The 17,992-nt window shown below is 45.9% G+C and carries 18 protein-coding genes; 2 read left to right on the top strand and 16 right to left on the bottom strand.

The features are described from left to right. Positions 1–145 precede the first annotated feature (145 nt). From MKY28_RS04645 to gpr, 13 genes are all read right to left on the bottom strand, one after another. The gene (locus MKY28_RS04645; RefSeq protein ID WP_211080824.1) at positions 146–538 is read right to left on the bottom strand and encodes a hypothetical protein; all 393 of its coding nucleotides are present in this window, start codon (positions 536–538) and stop codon (positions 146–148) included. Then, complete coding sequence (locus tag MKY28_RS04640; protein ID WP_017687220.1) at positions 531–710, bottom strand: YfhD family protein; 180 nt, start codon at positions 708–710, stop codon at positions 531–533. The genes MKY28_RS04645 and MKY28_RS04640 overlap by 8 nt, the downstream gene beginning before the upstream one ends. Positions 711–967: 257 nt before the next feature. Then, entirely contained in the window at positions 968–1,336 is a 369-nt protein-coding gene (locus tag MKY28_RS04635; RefSeq protein ID WP_017687219.1) for a hypothetical protein, read from the bottom strand. A 240-nt stretch (positions 1,337–1,576) separates the two neighbouring features. After that, positions 1,577–2,701 (bottom strand): molecular chaperone DnaJ, encoded by a 1,125-nt coding sequence (gene dnaJ / locus MKY28_RS04630; RefSeq protein WP_036615086.1) that lies wholly within the window; start codon positions 2,699–2,701, stop codon positions 1,577–1,579. A gap of 129 nt (positions 2,702–2,830) precedes the next feature. Beyond that, a complete protein-coding gene (gene dnaK, locus MKY28_RS04625) occupies positions 2,831–4,678 on the bottom strand; it encodes a molecular chaperone DnaK (protein WP_036615087.1) in 1,848 nt (615 codons plus the stop codon). Between the two features lie 161 nt (positions 4,679–4,839). Next, positions 4,840–5,403: a nucleotide exchange factor GrpE gene (gene grpE, locus MKY28_RS04620; RefSeq protein ID WP_036668567.1), complete on the bottom strand. Its 564-nt coding sequence runs from the start codon at positions 5,401–5,403 to the stop codon at positions 4,840–4,842. A 44-nt stretch (positions 5,404–5,447) separates the two neighbouring features. After that, positions 5,448–6,479, bottom strand: coding sequence for a heat-inducible transcriptional repressor HrcA (hrcA, locus tag MKY28_RS04615; RefSeq protein ID WP_036615092.1), 1,032 nt, complete (start codon positions 6,477–6,479; stop codon positions 5,448–5,450). Between the two features lie 254 nt (positions 6,480–6,733). Then, the gene (locus MKY28_RS04610; RefSeq protein WP_017687214.1) at positions 6,734–7,204 is read right to left on the bottom strand and encodes an N-acetyltransferase; all 471 of its coding nucleotides are present in this window, start codon (positions 7,202–7,204) and stop codon (positions 6,734–6,736) included. Positions 7,205–7,322: 118 nt separating this feature from the next. Further along, entirely contained in the window at positions 7,323–8,507 is a 1,185-nt protein-coding gene (gene hemW / locus MKY28_RS04605) for a radical SAM family heme chaperone HemW (RefSeq protein ID WP_036615094.1), read from the bottom strand. A gap of 182 nt (positions 8,508–8,689) precedes the next feature. Further along, the gene (gene lepA / locus MKY28_RS04600; protein ID WP_074095901.1) at positions 8,690–10,504 is read right to left on the bottom strand and encodes a translation elongation factor 4; all 1,815 of its coding nucleotides are present in this window, start codon (positions 10,502–10,504) and stop codon (positions 8,690–8,692) included. Between the two features lie 145 nt (positions 10,505–10,649). Next, positions 10,650–11,009, bottom strand: coding sequence for a hypothetical protein (locus MKY28_RS04595; RefSeq protein ID WP_100527021.1), 360 nt, complete (start codon positions 11,007–11,009; stop codon positions 10,650–10,652). Positions 11,010–11,064: 55 nt separating this feature from the next. Next, positions 11,065–12,360: a stage II sporulation protein P gene (locus tag MKY28_RS04590; protein ID WP_340935155.1), complete on the bottom strand. Its 1,296-nt coding sequence runs from the start codon at positions 12,358–12,360 to the stop codon at positions 11,065–11,067. Between the two features lie 146 nt (positions 12,361–12,506). Then, on the bottom strand, positions 12,507–13,508 hold the full coding sequence (gene gpr, locus MKY28_RS04585) for a GPR endopeptidase (protein ID WP_036615103.1): 1,002 nt from the start codon (positions 13,506–13,508) through the stop codon (positions 12,507–12,509). 175 nt (positions 13,509–13,683) lie between these two features. Between gpr and rpsT the strand changes: the two genes are divergently transcribed. Then, positions 13,684–13,956: a 30S ribosomal protein S20 gene (rpsT, locus tag MKY28_RS04580; protein ID WP_024628504.1), complete on the top strand. Its 273-nt coding sequence runs from the start codon at positions 13,684–13,686 to the stop codon at positions 13,954–13,956. A 188-nt stretch (positions 13,957–14,144) separates the two neighbouring features. On the opposite strand, the gene holA is transcribed toward rpsT, so the two are convergent. The 3 genes from holA to MKY28_RS04565 all read right to left on the bottom strand — a co-directional run bounded on the left by holA (position 14,145) and on the right by MKY28_RS04565 (position 17,246). Next, complete coding sequence (gene holA / locus MKY28_RS04575; protein ID WP_036668560.1) at positions 14,145–15,161, bottom strand: DNA polymerase III subunit delta; 1,017 nt, start codon at positions 15,159–15,161, stop codon at positions 14,145–14,147. Between the two features lie 256 nt (positions 15,162–15,417). After that, positions 15,418–16,701, bottom strand: coding sequence for a zf-HC2 domain-containing protein (locus tag MKY28_RS04570; RefSeq protein ID WP_340935153.1), 1,284 nt, complete (start codon positions 16,699–16,701; stop codon positions 15,418–15,420). Continuing rightward, the gene (locus tag MKY28_RS04565) at positions 16,698–17,246 is read right to left on the bottom strand and encodes an RNA polymerase sigma factor (protein ID WP_017687205.1); all 549 of its coding nucleotides are present in this window, start codon (positions 17,244–17,246) and stop codon (positions 16,698–16,700) included. The genes MKY28_RS04570 and MKY28_RS04565 overlap by 4 nt, the downstream gene beginning before the upstream one ends. A gap of 351 nt (positions 17,247–17,597) precedes the next feature. Here MKY28_RS04565 and MKY28_RS04560 point away from each other — a divergent pair, with 351 nt between their 5' ends. Beyond that, positions 17,598–17,900: a hypothetical protein gene (locus tag MKY28_RS04560; RefSeq protein WP_076211684.1), complete on the top strand. Its 303-nt coding sequence runs from the start codon at positions 17,598–17,600 to the stop codon at positions 17,898–17,900. The last annotated feature ends 92 nt before the right edge of the window (positions 17,901–17,992 follow it).

The raw sequence follows: 17,992 nt of genomic DNA, 5'->3' as shown, positions 1-17,992 counted from the left end.
TACACATGCTAGCCGGAGCACAAAGCCGCACCAGTAAAAGAAAAACAAAACAGGATATCCGCAGCCTGACTGCTCGAATATCCTGTCATCTATTCATACATATCTGTTTCATATACTTCAGCATATTGCATAATTTGAATCTCAGTTAGCAAAAACGCCCACCATTCTGCGTGATCATCTCTGCGGCTTGCGGGAGCGAATCATTGGATACGGACACGGTCAGCAAAATTTCTTGTTTTAGCCTGTTGGCCGAGTCCTCTTTGGGTGTATCATACACCTGACCATTGGACAACATTTCCGTTTCATCACTAATCAAGGCAAGTACATTCAGTTCGCCACTAAATCCTCCGACGACGGCCGTAGGAGAATTATCGGAGCCCGTAACATCGTTTGAGTCCAATGCAGACGCTTCATTGCCAAGGCTCTCAATGCTTAATTGGTTCGGGTGCAACAATTCCAGGGCTCTGCGTGCAGACTCGGCCTCAGTCCAGCTTGTAAAAACAGCTTCGAGGGTCACTGCCGAGCGATCTTCAGTCATGAAGCTCCCGTCCCTGTCGTCGATCAGCCGCTTCACTGCGGCGTAGTGCTTCTATATCTTCATGATCCGCAGCTTCAGCGCTGAATTCCACGTCCTCATTTTTCGCGGATTGCATACGTTTCATCTTTTCCGTTTTCGTTAAAATCTTACCTGGACGTTCATGTTCTGCCATTGTAATGCTCCTCCTTCAAATTAAAATGAACTAATATTTGTTACACTGTAAGCTCCGATTGTAGCCCCATCCTCCGATCGCTGTTATCCCCAGATTCCTTCAACTCCCTCCTTAAAGGGAGAAATCCGGGGATAGCGTATGCTTCCGAAGCAGCTTTCTTGCGAAAGCTTTTAGGCGAACGCTTCGCTTCTTCAGATTGGTTCTACACTCTCCGTTAAAGTGTAATTATCTGTCCATCTTATATGGATTTCTTGAAACTAGATCATTCCACCGGCTTGTTCGATTATGGACATGGCGCGGTGATGTACCGATTCATCTACGATGACAGTTAGCAATACATCTCTTCCTGTAGGTCCACCCTGTCCACCATCACTCATGCCGCTTGCAGAAGGGTCCGCCGCAGCCATAATTCCAGCACTGGCATTTGTTTGCATCGAATCGGGCACCCATGATGAAAAACTGCCGGAAACGCCCGGCTTGTAGGAAGCCCCGCTTGGTCCTACACCCGCATATCGGCTGAATCGATTAATTGACAGGTCCTCCACTCGCAATGCCTCCAGTTTTTTGGCCGCCCCTTGAGCCTGCTCCGGGCTGTGAAAGTACGCCAAAATATTTTTCTCGGTCATCCGCTTCACCTGCTTCCCTAATTTCTCGCATATCAGCTATGCATATCATTCTCGCCATGCTATCTTTCCGCAAGTTCGCTCAGAATATACCGAAATGCTCCCACAAATTGCTGTCGTTCTTTGTAGCATAAATCCATGGATTTCACAAAAACCACTGAACCACTAAAAAAGGCGTACAAAAAAGGACACCCCGCGTTAAAAACCGCTGTGGTGTCCTTTTGAACTTACTTTATTTTATTCTCAGTCACCGCGGAAGGCGCGTTTCACTCTATCAAAGAAAGATTGTTCATGCTCATGTGTTTGCTCTCCATCCAGCGAAGCAATTTGGCGAAGCAGATCCTTCTGCTCGTCATTCAGCTTACTAGGTGTAACCACAACCACTTTCACATGCTGATCCCCCTGCCCCATACCGCGCAGGCGTGGTACACCTTTGCCTTTGAGGCGGAAATACGTTCCCGTTTGTGTACCAGCTGGTACTTTCAACTTCACTTTCTCGGTCAACGTTGGGATCTCAACTTCATCTCCCAGAGCTGCCTGAGCAAAGGTAAGTGGGATTTCGCAATAAATATCGTCGCCTTCACGCTCGAAGAAATCATGTGATTTCACGCGAATGACAATATACAGATCTCCCGCTGGTCCGCCACGCAGGCCGCCTTCGCCCTCACCTGTCATACGCAGTTGCGCGCCATCATCTACACCCGCTGGAATGCGGACATGGATTTTGCGTTGCTTGCGGACTTTACCGCTACCACTGCACGTTGTACATTTTTCTTTGATAATTTGGCCCGAACCGCTACAGTTCGAACATGCACGACGATTAACCATACGACCAAACGGTGTATTTTGCACGACTTCCTGCTGACCGCTACCTTGGCAGACCGAGCAGGTTTCCGGTTTCGTTCCAGGTTTGGCACCTGAGCCATGACAGGTATCACAGCCTTCGGTACGCGGAATCGTAATATCGGTTTCTTTACCGAATACAGCTTCCTTGAACTCAATTGTCATCGTGTACTGCAGATCATTCCCGCGTTGCGGAGCATTTGGATCACGTCGTCCACCGCCACCGCCGCCAAAGAACATGTCGAAGATGTCGCCAAATCCGCCGCCGCCAAAATCACCGCCACCACCGAATCCACCTTGATTCGGATCGACATGACCATATTGATCATATTGTGCACGCTTCTGACCGTCACTCACTACGTCGTAAGCTTCTTTAACTTCTTTAAATTTAGCTTCCGCATCAGCAGCCTTGTTTACGTCAGGGTGATACTGACGGGCAAGCTTACGGTAAGCCTTTTTAATTTCATCGTCGTTAGCCGTTTTACTAACGCCAAGCACCTCATAATAATCACGCTTTTCAGCCACTCTTCCACCCCCATATCATTCACCATATCGCACATCGTGACAAAAGGAAAGCCAAAGCGCGGGAGCCCCGGCTATGACTTTCCCTCTAATTCGAACGTCACCGATGTTTAATTCGCGTAGAACTACGAATTAGTTTTGTTTTTTATCTTCATCCACAACTTCGTAATCAGCGTCTACGACGTTGTCACGTTTAGCAGAACCTTGTTGTTGCTCTTCAGCACCTTGTGCTTCTTGCTCTTGCGCCTGAGCTTGCTCATACAGTTTCACGGACAGTTGTTGAACGATCTCTGTCAGTTCTTCTGTAGCAGCTTTGATATCTTCCAGGTTGTCGGAAGCCAGAACGCCTTGCAGTTTTTCTTTGGCAGCATTCGCTTTTTCAACTTCGCCAGCATCTGCTTTTTCGCCAAGATCTTTGATCGTTTTGTCAACAGAGTAGATCAATTGATCTGCACTGTTTTTCGCTTCAACGAGTTCTCTGCGTTTTTTATCTTCTTCAGCGTGCAACTCAGCATCTTTCATCATTTGCTCAACTTCAGCATCGCTCAAACCGCTGGAAGAAGTGATTGTGATTTTTTGAGTTTTGTTCGTACCTTTATCTGTTGCAGATACGTTAACGATACCGTTGGCATCAATATCGAAGCTAACTTCGATCTGTGGAACGCCACGTGGAGCTGGTGGAATATCACCCAACATGAAACGTCCAAGCGATTTGTTACCCGCTGCCATCTCACGCTCACCTTGCAGAACATGAATCTCAACGCTTGGTTGATTGTCTGCATACGTGGAGAACACTTGAGATTTGCTTGTAGGGATCGTAGTGTTACGCTCGATCATTTTAGTGAATACGCCACCCGCTGTTTCGATACCCAGGGACAATGGCGTTACGTCGAGCAATACAACGTCTTTCACGTCACCTGTCAGTACGCCCGCTTGTACAGCAGCACCCAAAGCTACAACTTCATCCGGGTTAACGCCTTTGTGTGGCTCTTTACCCGTCAGTTTTTTGATTGCTTCTTGTACTGCTGGAATACGTGTCGAACCACCAACCAATACGATCTTGTCGATATCGTTAGGCGTCATACCCGCATCACTCAATGCACGACGAGTTGGTTCAAGCGTACGCTCAACCAGACCTTCAGAGATTTCTTCAAATTTCGCACGGCTCAGGTTCAACTCCAAATGCTGAGGAACGCCATCAGCAACTGTGATGAACGGCAAGGAGATCGTTGTAGTCAATACGCCGGAAAGTTCTTTTTTCGCTTTTTCCGCTGCATCTTTCAAACGTTGAACCGCTGCTTTATCTTTACTCAAGTCAATGCCTTGATCTTTTTTGAATTCACTTACGAGGTAATCAATGATCACTTGGTCAAAGTCATCCCCGCCTAGTTTGTTGTCCCCGCTAGTTGCTTTAACTTCGAAGAAGCCATCACCCAGTTCAAGAATGGATACGTCGAACGTACCGCCACCCAGGTCATATACGAGGATCGTTTGGTCTTCGGATTTCTCCATACCGTATGCCAAAGCTGCTGCTGTTGGCTCGTTGACGATACGCAGAACTTCCAAACCTGCAATTTTACCCGCATCTTTAGTCGCTTGGCGCTGACTGTCATTGAAGTAAGCTGGTACAGTGATAACTGCTTGAGTTACCGTTTGACCCAGATAAGCTTCAGCATCGGATTTCAATTTTTGCAGAATGATTGCAGAGATCTCTTGTGCGGAGTAGTCTTTGCTATCGATTGTTTCCTTGTGGGAAGTACCCATGTGACGTTTGATCGACATGATGGTACGATCCGGATTGGTGATGGCTTGACGTTTTGCTGTTTCACCAACAACGCGCTCTCCATCCTTTTTGAAACCAACTACGGATGGAGTTGTACGTGCGCCCTCCGGATTTGGAATTACGACAGCCTCGCCGCCTTCCATTACTGCTACGCATGAGTTTGTTGTTCCTAAGTCAATACCAATTACTTTGCTCATCCGAAAATTTCCTCCCTCAACAATTTAAAATGAATGGGTCTGATCTGACCCTTATTTAGATGTTCATGTTGCTAATCGTGCTCTATGTGTACAAACCTTTATATTAAACTTCGCCCACATTGTTCAACCATGGAGCCGACTCATTCCTTCCTATAAGGAATTTATGAGCTGACTTTAACCATAGCTGGACGAAGCACTTTATCTTTCAGCATGTAGCCTTTTTGGACTTCCTCAACAACGATACCTTCTTCGTACTCGTCGCTCTCCACTTGCATAATTGCTTGGTGGAATTCAGGATTGAACGGTTGTCCTACCGATTCCATAGCCGTCAGACCTTCATTATTCATCACGGTTTCCAATTGACGGAAAATCATTTGGATGCCCTTGGAGAAAGATTCGACCTCTGCTCCTTCCGGTACAGTAGCCATGGCGCGCTCGAAGTTATCAATAACCGGTACCAGTTCGGTGACCAGCTTCATCGAAGCGTATTTAGCCAATTCTTCTTTTTCCTTCTGCGTACGACGACGGAAGTTATCAAAATCAGCCTGTGCACGGACATAACGCTGTTGTTGCTCCTCAGCTTCTGCCTTCAGACGTGCAAGCTCATCCTGCTCCTGACCAGCCATCTCTTCAGCTTGTGCTTCTGCAGCGCCAGCTTCATTAATAGGCTCCTGCTCAGTTGCTGTTACCTCTTGTTCTTCTGTAAATGATTGCTCCTCTTTCAAGATGTTCACCTCCTTATACGAATGAAATGGTTCATTCCCGAATCTTATTTGAAACGATGTGTTAGCATCGCCGTCAAGTCACGGGATAGTGTATTTAAAATATGAATGACACGTGCATAATCCATCCGCGTGGGTCCTAGAATACCGATCGAACCCAAAGCCTCACCGTCCAATGAATAGGAGGCTGTAATCAGGCTGCAGTTGGCAAAGGCTTCATGATCATTCTCAGTGCCAATTCGCACTTGAATACCAGATCCACCCGGCACGGGCATCATCAATTTCATGAGTGTTGGTGTCTCTTCCAGCAGGTCAAGAATATCTTTTACCTTTTCGATATCTTTAAACTCCGGTTGAGTCAACATATTGGTGGCACCACTGAGGAACAGACGATTATCATGTTCGTTGTCAAAGGCACTGTTCAGCACCTGCATAACTTCCTCGTAACGTGTAATATGCCGTTCCATCTCTTGCCCAAGTTCGGTATAAAGACGGGATTTCAATTTGTAGATTGGTACGCCCACAAGCTTGGTATTTAACAAGCGAACCACATTTTCCATCTCGGCTACCGAGATTTCTGGTGGAATCTGCACCGTCTTGTTCTCCACTTGACCTGTATTGGTCACGATGATTGCCACAGCTTCACTCTCGTTCAGCGGAAGCAATTGGAAGTGACGTAAGGACGTATGGAATACTTCCGGTCCAAGCAGGATCGAAGTATAATTCGTCATATGTGACAAAATATTGGATGCATGCTGAATAACTTGTTCCATGACGTTCAGTTTTTCAGCGAAGAACGACTTGAGATCATCCAACTCCTGAGGCTCCACCTGATTCCAGGGAACCAAATGATCGACATAATATCGATAGCCTTTATGGGATGGAATACGTCCTGCCGATGTATGCGGCTGTTCCAGGAAACCCATATCTTCAAGGTCCGCCATTTCATTACGGATCGTCGCCGGACTGTATCCAACATCTCCCCTTTTGGAAATGCTCCGGGACCCTACGGGCTCAGCTGAACGGATATAGTCATCCACTATAGCGTTCAGAATCATTCGTTGACGCTCTGTTAACATGGTGAGTATCCCTCCTTCTGACTGTACTGTCCCATGTCGTTAGCACTCCGGTTAGATGAGTGCTAAGCGGTAATACAAAAATACCAAACTGACGTGAACATTGTCAAGTGAGTTTGATGAGTGGGCTCATCTATTTATAGTATAGACCAATGTCGACGAGTCCTAACAACTTTATTGAACATACTTTGAAGTAAAAAAGGACTGCATGTAGGGCAGAGGCAGACTCGGCTCGATCCATGCAGTCCATTCAGTTGTTAAGCTGAAACGTTAAGCTCTTTTAATACCGCGATCTCATCGCAACAATCCTGCTTGCTGCAATGAACACAGTCGGTCCATACTTTCTCAGGGAAAATCTCTTTTTCCACTACGGCAAAACCGTTTTTGAGGAAGAAGGATACTTCATATGTCAACGCCATAACCTTAGGAATCTGTTGTTTCTCCGCTTCTTCTACCAGTCGGTCCAGCAATCGGGAGCCAATACCGAGCCCTTTGTGTCCTTCCGAGATACCGAGTGATCTGACTTCCACCAAATCATTCCCCAGACGACAAAGCGATCCGCAACCCACCACTTCACCATCAACTTCGGCTACAACAAAGTGCTCCAGCTGTCGGTGCAGTATTTCCCGTGATCGCGGAAGCATGATCCCACGCTCTGCATAGCCCTTAATCATTTCATACAGTGGTTCAACATCTTCCGGCACGGCTTTTCTGCATATTACCGACATCCTGCTCTCCTCCTATTACCAAGCTTTCCAGAGGAAAGCTGACTTCGTAGTTGTTAAATTAACACGCTCTGTAAAATCAATATGAATAAATATACAACAAAGCGTATACAATTTCAAGCTATGAATTCAGCGATATGGACCCGATAAACTCCGCAAAAACGTCATTTCCGAACAGGATACCCTTCTCGCTCAGTCTGAAGCCGTCTGCCGTCCGCTCAAGCAACCCTGCGTTCAACATTTTGCCCAAAGGCTTCGCAAACACTTCTTCCATGGACTCTCCGAACTGTTCGCTAAAGCGTGAGGCCGAAGCTCCCTCCAACATTCTCAGTCCAACCATCAGATAATCTTCCATAGCTTCCGGGCGTGCAATCTCAAAATGATCCAGACGAGGCAGTCCTGCTCGTGAAGCTTCAACATAAGGATTTATACCTTTAATATTCATATGCCGTTCGCGGCCCACATATCCATGCGCACCTGCACCCAGACCATAGTAGTCCTCATTACGCCAGTAGGTAATATTGTGACGACTCTCAAAGCCCGGCTTGGCAAAGTTACTAATCTCGTATTGTCCATAGCCCGCTTCTTTCATACGTCTCATTAATAGAAGATACATCTCCAGCTCATCATCTTCATGAGGAAGTGGTAACTGGTTCTTCTGATACAGGGTATGGAAAAGTGTATTCTCTTCCACTTTCAGGCTGTAGATGGAGTAATGCGGCAGATCCAGTTCCAGCGCTTTGTCGATACTCTCATTCAACATTTCAACAGTCTGGTTTGGCAACCCAAACATCAGGTCAATGGACAGGTTATTCAAGCCTGCTTTTCGAGCATTCTCCAAACTGCGATATACATCATCCGTATTATGAATACGCCCAATGCCTGTCAGCAGATCATTCTGAAAAGCCTGCACGCCAAAGCTGACGCGGTTGACGCCGCCTTCTTTCATCGCAGCGAGTTTCTCCGCATCCGTTGTTCCCGGGTTGGCTTCCATCGAAAATTCAATATCGTCCGCCCAATTTGGGAAATACGTCTTCACGGAACGAAGAAATACGGCCATCTCATCCGGTTTCAGTGCTGTTGGCGTACCCCCACCTACAAATATGGTCTTGATCTCACCCGGTGGATTGGCCTTAACTGTATGTTCCATCTCCCGTTCCAGCGCTTCGAGATATTGCATCACGGGCTGATCTTTCAGAACGTAAGAGTTAAAGTCGCAATAAAAACATTTATTCGTGCAAAAGGGAATGTGAAGATACACCGCTTGGGGCGCACCTGTCTTCCGGCTGTGTGCTGCCAATGTCATGGCAAGTCCCCCTCTATTTGAAAAAAGGAAAGCCATCCGGCTTCCCTTTCAGCTTAGTTATTTAATATTCTGTGTTGTACCAATTCAATTTCGATACACACACTCTGTGATGTACCCGAAATTGAATTCTCCTAATCTAGTTTGAATACTCACATTCTGTGACGTATTTCAAATTAGATTATTTAATCATCAATTTTCAGTACCGCCATGAATGCCTCTTGTGGCACCTCAACGTTACCAACCTGCTTCATCCGCTTCTTACCTTCCTTCTGCTTCTCAAGCAGTTTCCGTTTCCGCGAGATGTCACCACCATAACACTTGGCAAGTACGTTTTTACGCATTGCTTTTACCGTCTCACGAGCAACGACCTTGGTACCTACAGATGCCTGAATTGGCACCTCGAACATTTGCCGTGGAATCAGCTCGCGCAGTTTCTCACAGACAATGCGTCCGCGATTATAGGCACGATCACGGTGAACGATGAAGGACAGAGCATCCACCTGTTCGCCATTGAGTACAATATCCATTTTTGCCAGATTGGACTGACGGTAACCGGACAGCTCATAATCCAGAGATGCATATCCTTTGGTACCGGATTTCAACTGGTCGAAGAAGTCATATACAATCTCGGACAACGGAATCTCATAGGTAATGGTAACCCGGGTTGTGTCCAGATATTCCATATTTACATATTCACCGCGTTTAGTCTGACACAGCTCCATAATGGTACCTACATAATCATTCGGTACGATAATATCTGCCTTGACGTATGGTTCCTCGACGTAATCAATCCGTCCCACCTCAGGATAGTTGGATGGGTTGTCGATTTTCATCACTTCACCATTCGTTAAGGTAACGTGATAGATTACACTTGGTGCCGTTGTGATCAACGGAATGTTAAACTCCCGCTCGATCCGCTCCTGGATAACGTCCATGTGAAGCAGTCCAAGGAATCCGCAACGGAATCCAAAACCGAGAGCACTGGATGTTTCCGGTTCAAAGCTCAGAGACGCATCGTTCAACTGCAATTTCTCCAACGCTTCACGCAGATCAACATAGTCCGATGTTTCGATCGGATAGAGACCACAATACACCATTGGGTTAATTTTACGATAACCCGGCAAAGGTTCCAGTGTTGGATTTTTGGCATCCGTTACCGTATCCCCGACTTGTGTATCGCCAACATGCCGGATACCCGCAACGATAAATCCAACATCCCCGACGTTCAGCTCGTCCACGATGGTCATACGAGGTTTGAACGCGCCAACTTCAATGACTTCAAATGATTTACCTGTTGCCATCATTTTGATTTTGGAACCGGATTTGATTTTGCCGTCAACAACACGCACATATACGATTACACCTTTGTACGGGTCGTAGTGCGAGTCAAAAATCAGCGCTTTCAAAGGCTGGTCAGGATCACCAGTTGGTGCCGGAACACTTTTCACCACTTGCTCCAAAATTTCTTTGATCCCGATTCCTGATTTGGCCGAAGCCAAAACCGCATTACTTGTGTCCAAACCAATAACATCTTCCACTTCCTGCTTCACCCGTTCAGGATCAGCGCTCGGAAGGTCAATTTTGTTGATAACCGGTAAAATTTCAAGATTGTTATCCAATGCCAGATACACGTTGGCAAGTGTTTGGGCTTCAATTCCCTGAGCCGCATCCACAACCAGCAGAGCACCTTCACATGCAGCAAGACTGCGTGATACTTCATACGTGAAGTCTACGTGTCCCGGTGTATCAATCAGATTCAATAAATACTCTTCACCATCATCCGCTTTGTAAGTCAAGGCTACTGCTTGTAGCTTGATCGTTATTCCACGTTCACGTTCAAGGTCCATTTTATCCAGAACTTGTTCCTGCATTTCACGTGAAGTGAGCGCACCTGTGTGCTCCAAGATCCGGTCCGCAAGTGTTGATTTGCCGTGATCTATATGTGCAATAATAGAAAAGTTACGAATTTTACGTTGTCTTGCCCGAATGTCAGTCATTCCTTACCCCCAGAAACAGCCTAGTGTCAATCACTTCATTATAACAGTTGAAGCACAGTGCATCAATCCCGTGATGTCTCAACTTTATAATAAAGTGTCATCATGCACTCCCAGAGGTTATATTGTACCTTAAATTTATAGTATTTTATTCAGCAACGCCGCTAAAAAGAGAGACCACCCATTTGATTCCACTGTGTGAGAGATTTTGCAATAATCCAGCCGTTTTGTCTGCCAACACATCAACCGGAGCCTTATTTTGATCCGCCCCAAGCACTTGGCTTGGTGACTGAACAGGTACAAATGGTGGTTCTTTAATTTCCTTTTGGACAGGTGCAGTCGGAACAGATTCGGTCACCGATGAAGTTGGCTCTGTTGTCACAGCGGTTGACGTGCCGTCTGATGAATTACCCATATGAAAGTTGCTGCCAGCCAACTGCATTCCAAACAGCACACCCAGCAACATTAATACAGCGATGGATAACAGTCTTTTACCGAATCTGGACATATGCTTTGCCTCCTGTCACTCTCTACTATTTTGTGCTTCATACCATATATAGTCCCTATCCACCCTGTGATGACGTTTCTGCACTGGCTTTGTCCACCTTCTGATCTTCCCAATACACTTGGGCAATCATGTCTGCTAGAATCTTCGATGTCCGTTGGAGCTCAGCTCCTGTGTTGTCGATGCCGCCAATCTCGATCAAAATGCTGTTGGGTGAAAGGGTTTGGTTATACTCTCCATTGTTGGCTCCTCCCCCATCTTTGCCCCACACACCACGGGATACCCCAGGATACTTGGCTTCCAGTTTCTTATGAATTTTCGCTGCAAAGGCTTCATTTTGCCGCCAATTTGGATTTTCATGTCCAATAATGAAATACACTTTGGCGTAGCCCAAGTCATTAATAGTGGTTGTTGTTTTGCCATGACGCTGTGAATCGCGATGAATGTCTATGAGATATGTCAGATCATCATTTTGAGCGAGTGCCGCTTTTACCGTTTGACGGGAGTATTTATAAGAATAGTTCCAGCTATAGTCCTTAACTTTAGTGGGGTAATCATCCTTGGCGTGTTCTACGCCGATTCCCAGCTTCTCCAGACTGTCTGAGAGGTAGGTTCCCACTTGAAACACATTGCCTGTTGATTTGCCTGATGATGGATTATCACTTTTCGTACCTAGCAGTGGATTGTAGCCTTCCCGTGGATGGGAATGATAGATAAGAATTGACTTTTTGCCTGTTGTAGGTGAGCCTGAATTGTCTTTCTCACCATTCTTCGCTGGGGGATCTTCTTTACCTTCTCCATCTCCAGGCTCACTAGACTCAGGTGGATCCGTATTGTCCTGACCTGGTGGAACATGCAGCTCACTACCGGGTTTTCCTCCACCTGCGGAAGCCGTGTCCGTAAGACCGGGACCGGGCTGATAATCTTCGGGAGCCTCGGCTTTTTCGTTACCAGATCCAGGACGGAGCAGAACAGGTTGGTTGGAACCCATGCCCGGCATTTCTCTCGCAATCAAGCTTTTCGGATCTTGAGGATTTACATTCGTTAGTAATTGGAAAACAAATGAGGTGAGATTCTCACCGGATATAGCAGAAGTCTGTTCCTTCTGGGTGAGATGGGGCATCTCCATACCGAGCATATCGACGAAAAAGCGGCTTGATACGGCACTCGCAAATCCTTTCATGGAAGAAACGGGTGAATTATTCAAGCGTTTCTCTGCCATCCCCCCCAGACCCAGTACGACAAAAAACAAGGCAGATATGATCATAAGCAACAACAACGTACGGCCCATGGCCAGCACGTGCAGACATCTTTTTTTCCACTTTCCAATATTCCAGGCCAATATCTTGTTCATTCTGCTGTCTCCTTCCCTGCTGGACAACTCTTATACTTCAACTCTATGAGCCCGCCCAATTTGCTAGAACAGGAAAATGAAAGATTCAAGAAACAAAAAAAAGAAAGTCCGATAGATTCGGACCTTCTTCTCAGCAGTTTTAAGTTTTAATGTGTATAAGCGGCTACGTTATCCGGATTTACTGCATCATGGAGTGCGGCGTTAAGTCCTGTAGCGATAACATTGGCAATTCCCTCAATAAACTCATCAATTTCCTTCGGGGTAACAATGAGGTCATGACCTAGTGGCTCCAGTACCTCTTTCACCAGACTCAAGCGATCTTGTTCACCGATGTCGTCCAGCATACCCATGATCTGTTTGGTCTGATCCGTTTCCTGGCGGAAGTGTGAGCGCATCATCTCAATCACATTGTTCACAATGGTGGACGCATAACATACGGTTGGTACTCCGATGGCGATGCAAGGCACACCTAATATCTCACGGGTCAGGCCACGCCGTTTGTTCCCAATACCGGACCCCGGATGAATACCAATGTCCGCTACCTGAATCGTTGTATTTACACGTTCCAAGGAACGGGAGGCCAGGGCATCAATCGCAATAATGGCATCCGGCTTGGTCCGGTCTACAATCCCCTGTACGATGTCACTGGATTCAATGCCCGTTGTACCTAACACGCCGGGAGCAATCGCGCTGACTTCCCGATACCCTGGCGCAACCTGATCTGGCACCAATTCGAAATACTGACGCGTCACCATCAGATTTTCCACAACAAGTGGACCAAGTGAATCCGGGGTGACATTTAAGTTGCCCAAGCCAACAATCAAAACCTTGGAGGTTTTGTTAATTCCGGCCTTAACCATAAAATCTTCCATTTCACGTGTGAACTCGGCAGCAACTCGCTCCTGTAACTCGGTATCACCATTCCGTAGTGAAGGTACTTCCAAGGTGACATAGTGACCTTTCACCCGACCAATAGCCGTGGCTGCTTCTTCAGTCAGGACATCAATACGTGTAATTGTAATGCCCTCTTTTTTCTCTACATCTTCCTGTAGTCCGGGAATCGTCTGTTTCTGTCCACCTTGCGCCATTTCCTTGGAGTCAATCGCCAAATCGGTACGAACTGTATAGTTTTGCAAATCCAGTGTCATTCTGTCCCTGCCTCCCTTACCGCATTTGAGCATATTGTGTGGGAAAAAGGGTTTCTTTATACAGCATGTCGAACATCGTAGGAATATCTGTTGCATTTTACATGCTAGCGTGATAGAATATTTTAAGTTGTGAAACGTTTGTATTCATGCAAATGCCTTACAGGAGGTGAATGTAATGCCAAACATCAAATCCGCTGTTAAACGCGTAAAAACGAGCGACAAGCGCCGCGCACTCAACGCTTCTCAGAAGTCTGCACTCCGTACAGCTGTTAAAGCTGCTGATGCTGCTCTGGTAAGTAACGAAGTTGATACTGCAAAAGCTGCGATTCAAGCTGCTTCCAAAAAGCTGGACAAGGCTGTAACTAAAGGTCTGGTTCATAAAAATGCTGCAGCACGCAAAAAGTCTCGCTTGGCGAAAAAACTGAACGCTCTTTCCGCACAAGCGTAAGAAGCGTTACTTATACGATCCAATGGAAAAATCCTGAACAGCATAGGCTTTCAGGATTTTTTAGTATCTGATTCGATAAGTATAAGACAAAGATAAAGCGACCTTTATTCCGATGATTTAACGATCATGGAGCAAAGGTCTCTTTGTTTGTTTCTCACACTAGTAATCTATTACGTTTACTTATCCATTCATGCACCAAGTCTCAATAAGAACAGCTCCAGACCAAGCACTTTATCCACCGCTCCTGTTTTCATCTGGTAATCCAGTTCGCTGAGGTGACTCAAAATCATTCTCAGACGTTCCGGCTGAAATTTCCGAGCTTGTTCACCCGCAATCTTAACAGCATACGGATGCAAACCAAGCTGACTGGCAATCTGCTGCTGGGAGTAACTTTGTTGTCCCAACTCTTTCACCTGGATCATGATCCGAAACTGGCGTGCGATTAAAGCCGCAATTTTAATCGGTTCTTCCCGCTGCTTCAGCAACTCATAGAAAAGAGCCAACGCTTTCTCCAGTCGCAAATTAGCGAGTTCTTCCACCAGCGAGAATACATTCTGCTCTGTACTACGGGCAACCAGTGACTCGATATCAGCACGTTTGATTGTCCCCCCATTACCCGCAAACAAACATAACTTATCTACTTCAGCAGACAGGGTCTGAAGACCTGTTCCTGCATAGCTGATCAACGTTTCCGCCGCTCCCGTCTCCAAGGAAACATCCCGCTGCTTCGCAAGTTTCACTATCCAATTCAACAGCTCTTCTCCACTGAGTGGAGCAAAAGCAAGAACTACTGCCTGTTTCTTGACAGCTTTCACCAGTTTCTTACGCTCATCAAGCTTATCCCCTTGGGCCAGGAAAACAATCGTACTGTAATCTGCCGGATTTTCCATATATGTAAGCAGACGATCAACCTGATGTTCAATCTTGGATTCTTTACCTGCGGTGAACAGGCTCGCATCCCTTACAATAATTAATTTGCGTGGAACCAGAAAAGGTACAGTCTCTGCTTCTTCAATAACGACCTCCACAGCCGTTTCAGACAAATCATATGGAATAATCGCAAAATCACGATGTTCTTCTTCAATAACCTGTTCTTTTAACATATCCGTAAATTGCTGTATCTGGTACTTCTCCGTTCCGTACAGCACATAGATCGGTGCCGTTTCTCCATTACGTATTGCCTTTGTTGCACTTTTTACATCCATTCACGGCGCCTCCTTATCCCTCTTATCCTACCAGAAAAAACGCAAGACAACAAAGGGACCTTACATCCAGTTATGGATGAAGGTCCCCTGTCCTACATCTATATAAACGCTGACACCAGCAGTTCTAGAAAAAGCCGGTGCGCGGTCATACGACGTCAGTTGTTTGAACTGAGATAGGACGTTTTGTTACTTCCACTATATGCTTGTCATACTGAAAATGTTCTTTCGTTTAGAGGAGCGTACTCCCCATTTTTAATTATTTCGCAGGAGCTCCACCTGAAACAGCAGGTACATTAAACGAGTTCTTCGCCGTTGTTCCGTCCTTGTCCGTTTCGTAATTAAAAAGGGTACCATCCTTCGACCAACTCGCTGACTTCAGTGTCCCCTCTATGCTGCGTTGTTCAACCAAATTTAGAACATCCGGTTCGCTCACAGGTTTGGAGTATATGCTGATTTGATCACCAATAAGCATAACTACATAGGAACCGTCAGGTGACTTCCATTCTTTTGGTGCTACTGTTGTAGCCATTCCCTGATCCGGTCCTGCTGCGACTCCTTTGTTTCCTCCAGAAGCGTCTGCACCTGCACTGGAATCAAGTACAGTGTTACCTTCAACCGGAACATCTTCAGTCATATTAGGTGTTGTATCCTGAGAAGTGAAGGATTGCGCATCTCCATTTTCTGTTTCTGTTACTCCACTCTCTTCCCCATCTGCAGAAGATTTAGGAGAATCTCCTGATCCCTGAATTCTCTGCTCAGAATCTTGGTTTTGAGCCGGATTCTTCTGATTATCGGTCGAAGGAGTTCTGGACGAATTATCCTGCGGTCCTTTATTCGGAGCAGGCGTTGATTCAGTAGCCGGTTGTTGAGGTGTCGGATCTGACTGAACTTCAGGCTCCTGTACCTCATCTCCACCGTTCTCTTCAGGCATTGTTTCTACGCCTTGGTTATCTGGTTTAGTTGGTGAATCATTCGATTGACCCACAAACACATCGTTGCTGCTTGGTTGGGACGAAGTGGCAGGATCATAATTTTCAATATTCTTGCTTAGTGGATTCTCGTCCACATTGCCGCTCTCTTGAGAAGCTCCAGAGCTCATCAGCATGGAATCGGCATTCTCAATCTGTTCAGGCGGATTTCCCCAGATGGCAAATCCCAATATAACTGCCGCAGCCGCTGCACCCATGGACATACGTCCTGCCATCGAGTTAAGCCATTTTTGCTTTGTTTTCCGCTCACTTGAACGTTGTAAATTTTCAAATGTAGCGGGGACAGGATTCATTTCCTGTATGGTGCTACTTTGTTCCCTCCGAGCTTCGTCAATGGCATCAAGCTGTGGCATAATCGCATCAACCAGACTAAATTTCGGGCTTACTTGCGGTAATTCTTCCAGTTCTCTGGAAAGAGCTCTGAGTAAACTAAAATTCTCGGCGCACTCCGGACACTTTGCCACATGCTGTAGCATCTGCGCGGTTTCCGCCTCGCCCAGATCATGATCCAGATAGCGGTGCATCCATTCCACCACCTCTTCGCATTTCATCCTGTCACACCACCTTTCTGATATTCCTGTAGTAGATTCTGTAACTGCTGTCTGGCTCTAAATAAATAAGATTTCACCGTATTCAACGGAAGATCGAGACAATCCGCAATTTCATTGTAGGATAAGTCCTGCAAATATCTTAGAACAATAACGGTACGATGATGCTCGGGAAGCTTGTTGATCGCATCCTGAATGTCCTGGGCCACATATGTAGACATGACCTCGTACTCCACATCCTGATTATCCTGAAAAACCATGTCATGTTCGTCAATGGAGACGGACGGTTTGGTTCTTCTGAATTTATCAATACAGATGTTCGTGACGATGCGTTGTACCCATGTTTTGAATTGGGCCTTTTCTTCGTATGAATTGATTTTGGTGTAAATTCGGATCAACGCTTCCTGAGCAGCATCCAAAGCGTCCTGTTCATTATTTAGAATGTAATATGCGGTCCGATAGACATGTTGTTCAATCTCCCGCAATAGGGTAATTAGAGCGTCGCGATCGCCCGATTGAGCGGCTCTGATGAGTTCCGGCTCTACCACAAAGGATCCCCCTCTCCCTGCAACCTTACAGACGTGATCATCAATAAAATTGTTGCAAAGTTAAGTATTTTTTTAATTTGCCATAACAAAATAACGGCGTATGTATTAGGGCCGCTGAAATCTTCTCTTAGAATAACAGAAATTGCATAACGAGTCACCAAACGTATCCAAAAGGGATTCCATTACTTACACGACTCAATTCAAATGCAATGGCATACATTATAGATAAGCACTTTTTTGGTTCCTAAAATAAAAAAAGTCGAAATTTGTCCAAATTTAAGCTGATTTTAATGCAATTTTCATGAAAATAGTGTATTGTAAATTTACATTCATAAACACGAGGTGATGAGCATGCCAGCTCTTGCGAAAATTCAAGCTTTAAAAGAACAAATGCCCAAAGAATACCAAAGTATTTCCCACTTTGTGGAACATGCATTGGACTCCATTGATACTCTGGTAGAGGAACATCGGAAGTACGTAGCTGCACAGGCATTGTACGGCGATAAAATCGTTGGATCGGAAGAACGCTTGTACAGAGAAACCGTACTTGATGTCAGAGCACAGCTGTTGATGACTCTTGAGAAAACGGTAGAAGATCTGTTGCACAAGGGTGACAAACATTGGAACAAACACTTTAAGGATGGCGTGGAGTAGTTCTTATATTTCTTCTACACTTTGAAAAAATGGCCCGTTTTCCGATATTCTCCCTCCTGGAGTGTAACGGAAAGCGGGCTTTTTTTTTGCTG

This window comes from Paenibacillus sp. FSL R5-0473, from assembly GCF_038004565.1.
GTDB classification, from domain to species: Bacteria; Bacillota; Bacilli; order Paenibacillales; family Paenibacillaceae; genus Paenibacillus; species Paenibacillus amylolyticus.
Note: the sequence above shows the minus strand (reverse complement) of the source record. Positions and strands in the feature narration are given on the sequence as shown.

What these genes read in the sequence shown, in the direction of transcription:
- rpsT (WP_024628504.1), top strand. Translation starts at nt 13,684, where the DNA reads ATGCCAAACATCAAATCCGCTGTTAAACGCGTAAAAACGAGCGACAAG.
- MKY28_RS04645 (WP_211080824.1), bottom strand. Translation starts at nt 538, where the DNA reads ATGACTGAAGATCGCTCGGCAGTGACCCTCGAAGCTGTTTTTACAAGC.
- MKY28_RS04560 (WP_076211684.1), top strand. Translation starts at nt 17,598, where the DNA reads ATGCCAGCTCTTGCGAAAATTCAAGCTTTAAAAGAACAAATGCCCAAA.
- gpr (WP_036615103.1), bottom strand. Translation starts at nt 13,508, where the DNA reads ATGACACTGGATTTGCAAAACTATACAGTTCGTACCGATTTGGCGATT.
- MKY28_RS04640 (WP_017687220.1), bottom strand. Translation starts at nt 710, where the DNA reads ATGGCAGAACATGAACGTCCAGGTAAGATTTTAACGAAAACGGAAAAG.
- MKY28_RS04610 (WP_017687214.1), bottom strand. Translation starts at nt 7,204, where the DNA reads ATGTCGGTAATATGCAGAAAAGCCGTGCCGGAAGATGTTGAACCACTG.
- hrcA (WP_036615092.1), bottom strand. Translation starts at nt 6,479, where the DNA reads ATGTTAACAGAGCGTCAACGAATGATTCTGAACGCTATAGTGGATGAC.
- hemW (WP_036615094.1), bottom strand. Translation starts at nt 8,507, where the DNA reads ATGACATTGGCAGCACACAGCCGGAAGACAGGTGCGCCCCAAGCGGTG.
- MKY28_RS04635 (WP_017687219.1), bottom strand. Translation starts at nt 1,336, where the DNA reads ATGACCGAGAAAAATATTTTGGCGTACTTTCACAGCCCGGAGCAGGCT.
- MKY28_RS04595 (WP_100527021.1), bottom strand. Translation starts at nt 11,009, where the DNA reads ATGTCCAGATTCGGTAAAAGACTGTTATCCATCGCTGTATTAATGTTG.
- MKY28_RS04590 (WP_340935155.1), bottom strand. Translation starts at nt 12,360, where the DNA reads ATGAACAAGATATTGGCCTGGAATATTGGAAAGTGGAAAAAAAGATGT.
- MKY28_RS04570 (WP_340935153.1), bottom strand. Translation starts at nt 16,701, where the DNA reads ATGAAATGCGAAGAGGTGGTGGAATGGATGCACCGCTATCTGGATCAT.
- lepA (WP_074095901.1), bottom strand. Translation starts at nt 10,504, where the DNA reads ATGACTGACATTCGGGCAAGACAACGTAAAATTCGTAACTTTTCTATT.
- holA (WP_036668560.1), bottom strand. Translation starts at nt 15,161, where the DNA reads ATGGATGTAAAAAGTGCAACAAAGGCAATACGTAATGGAGAAACGGCA.
- dnaK (WP_036615087.1), bottom strand. Translation starts at nt 4,678, where the DNA reads ATGAGCAAAGTAATTGGTATTGACTTAGGAACAACAAACTCATGCGTA.